This is a genomic window from Desulfobacter sp., assembly GCF_050177295.1.
In genome coordinates, this window is the sequence record NZ_JBFXHE010000508.1 from 1 (window position 1) to 2,834 (window position 2,834).

Here is a 2,834-nt window from a genome sequence, read left to right on the forward strand (position 1 = left end):
CGGGGCACCTATGAAATCATGGGGTTTGCAGGGGCCGTAATTACAGCCCTTGCCAAGGGATTTACCCAGAAAAAAAGAGAGCACATCCATGCGGACATTTTGATCAGCCGGTTTCCCCGGGCTGTCAAAAAAGTTGTTTTTGCCGTGAACACCGCGATGTGCTCAGCCTTTTTTCTTGTGGCAGCCTGGTTTGTGGCTCTGCGGGGCATGACCCTTCTTGAAACAGGCGAGGTATCGGAAACCCTTAGAATGGCTTATTACCCCTTTGCCTTTGTCGTTGCTTTTGGCTGCTTTTTGCTGGCTGCCATGCTGTTTATTGATCTGATCAAACTGTTTCTCTTAAAGGATTCCAAATGAGCCTGACCCTGGTGGGCATCCTTGGGATTGCCATCCTGCTGCTGCTGCTGTTCGTGTTCGGCATGCCTGTAAGTTTTGCCATGGCCCTGGTGGGCTTTGGCGGCTTTTCCTATATTCTCAACGTCAATGCCGGTGTAAACATGGTCAGCCAGGAAATCTGGTCGGTGTTTTCCACATACGGGCTCACCGTGATCCCTTTGTTTGTATTCATGGGACAGATCGCCTTTTATTCCGGGGTCAACGAGCGCCTCTACAAAGCGGCCTATAAATGGGTCGGTCACATCCGGGGCGGCATTGCCATGGCCACCATCATGGCTTGCGCTGCATTTGCCGCCATCTGCGGGTCTAATACCGCCACTGCTGCCACCATGACAACAGTGGCATTTCCCCAGATGTCCAATTTCAGGTATAAGCCCATGCTCTCCTGCGGGTCCATTGCCTGCGGCTCCACCCTGGGGGTTGTGATCCCGCCGTCCGTGGTGCTGATCATCATCGGCCTTTCCACGGAACAGTCCATTGCACGGCTTTTTTACGGCGGCATTGGGGCCGGCCTTCTTTTGTGCCTGCTGCTGCTGCTCACGGTGTATGTGGTCTGCCGCCTGAACCCCGAATGGGGACCGGCCGGCCCCCGGGCCAATTTCAGGGAACGTATCAAATCGCTGTCCGGTGCCACTGAGATGCTGATTCTGTTTTTTCTGATCATGACCGGGCTGTATGCCGGATATTTTACCCCATCCGAAGCTGGCGGGGCAGGGGCCTTTTTCGCCGTGGCCATCAGCCTGGTCCAGCGGAGGCTCTCCTGGGAAAATTTTAAAAAAGCCACCATGGATACCCTGCGGGTCTCCTGCATGGTCATCATGCTTATCGCAGGAGCCATGATCCTGGGCAAATTTTTAACGATCACCCGTATTCCGTTTAACATGGCCTCGTGGGTGGCGGACCTGAACGTTCCTGACCCCGTAATCCTGGCTGTAATATTCGGCATGTACGCCATTGGCGGCGCCATCATGGATGCCCTGGCCCTTTTGCTCATCACTATTCCCATCTTTTTTCCCGTGGCCGCCCAGATGGGCTGCGACCCCATCTGGTTTGCGGTTCTCATCACCGTGGTCACAACCCTTGGCGCAGTCACCCCGCCCGTGGGTGCCACCACCTATGTGGTGGCCGGTATGGCCAAGGGCAGTTCCTTAAATGAAGTATTTAAAGGGGTTGCTTTTTTTCTGCCAGCCTATCTGATCTGCATTGTTTTGCTCATGGTTTTTCCCTGGATCATTACCTTTCTGCCGGGACTGCTGTAAAAAGCCACGATTACAATTGCTTTTGTTCAAGAAATGAATAATATCCTTTTTTTCCGAAAATAATGTGATCCAGCAAGTTGATGCCAAGTATTTGACCGGCTGATTTGATTTTATCAGTGACTAAAATATCATTCCTGCTTGGGGCTAAATTTCCAGAGGGATGGTTATGGGCGATGATCAGGGCAGAGGCTCTATCTGTAATAATATCCGCAAAAATTTCCCTGGGGTGAACCTGGCTTTGATTTACCAGGCCAATGGTAACCACCCGTATATTCATCACTTCATTTGCGCCATTTACAGAGATGGCAATAAAATGTTCCTGGGGCCGGTCCGCGTAATGTTGAATAAGTTGCAGTACATCTACCGGCTTTTTTATTTTTAGCCCTTCCGGTTTTATTCTTCTTCTGACAAATTCAAACGCGGCAATTATGATTGATGCCTTGGCAATTCCAATACCATCCACCTTTGTCAAATCATTTACGGCAAGCCGGATTCCTTTTTCATCAATTACACTTATGATTTTTTTTGCTATGGCTGTTACGTGGCTTTTTGACGTGCCTGAACCAATAAGAATTGACAATAACTCCAGATCTGACAGCGCATCAGCGCCGTTTTTCTGAAGTTTTTCACGGGGCCGGTCTTGCTCCGGGAGATCTGAAATTCGTTTTGGCATTTTTCTCCTTTCATCGGTAAAAATTATTTTGTCTCCTCTATGCGGTGTCGCTCCCGCTGCAGCTCTTTTTCGAATTCTTCTTCACTGGGCAGATAGGTCAGCTTTCCGATTTTCAAATCAATCAGCAAAAAACACTTCAAGTGAAAGTTGTAAAACACCAGATTAACACATCCGTCACATCAAGGGGCTTGGCTGTCTGATGAGATTCAAATAGTGTAACGCTTTTCATTTCGCCTGATTCAGGCAATTGAATCAATTTCTTCTTTAAATCAAGTTGGTTATATTTAAATTGTTATGTATCTCAACAATCAAAGTAGTGTAACGCCATTAGTATTTCTCCAATATTACAGCAAATTGCAAAACATTTTGACTTTTTCAACGCTGTGACGGCATCATGAAAACAAAGATTGACAATCGGATTTGAGATGAGATTCATGAGAATAGGCCATCTGCCGGCAAATCGGCAAATGGCCTATAGGGTCGTGCGGGTGTTTTTTATAGATTAC

3 protein-coding genes are annotated in these 2,834 nt (G+C 48.3%); 2 read left to right on the forward strand and 1 reads right to left on the reverse strand.

Annotated features, from left to right (window positions below; translation table 11 throughout):
* Together AB7U36_RS21810 and AB7U36_RS21815 are read left to right on the forward strand one after the other, a co-directional pair.
* Positions 1 to 357, forward strand: a 357-nt coding sequence (locus tag AB7U36_RS21810) for a TRAP transporter small permease (protein ID WP_428161704.1), incomplete at its 5' end; no start/stop codon positions are given.
* The gene (locus AB7U36_RS21815) at positions 354 to 1,655 is read left to right on the forward strand and encodes a TRAP transporter large permease (RefSeq protein ID WP_428161705.1); all 1,302 of its coding nucleotides are present in this window, start codon (positions 354 to 356) and stop codon (positions 1,653 to 1,655) included. The genes AB7U36_RS21810 and AB7U36_RS21815, both read left to right, overlap by 4 nt.
* A 10-nt stretch (positions 1,656 to 1,665) precedes the next feature.
* On the opposite strand, the gene radC is transcribed toward AB7U36_RS21815, so the two are convergent.
* Positions 1,666 to 2,328 carry a RadC family protein gene (radC, locus tag AB7U36_RS21820; protein ID WP_428161706.1) on the reverse strand — a complete coding sequence of 221 codons (663 nt, stop codon included), beginning with the start codon at positions 2,326 to 2,328 and terminating at the stop codon, positions 1,666 to 1,668.
* Positions 2,329 to 2,834: the final 506 nt, after the last annotated feature.

Bases quoted from the DNA above. Each gene is read 5' to 3' on its own strand.
- AB7U36_RS21815 (WP_428161705.1), top strand. From the start codon at position 354: ATGAGCCTGACCCTGGTGGGCATCCTTGGGATTGCCATCCTGCTGCTG.
- radC (WP_428161706.1), bottom strand. From the start codon at position 2,328: ATGCCAAAACGAATTTCAGATCTCCCGGAGCAAGACCGGCCCCGTGAA.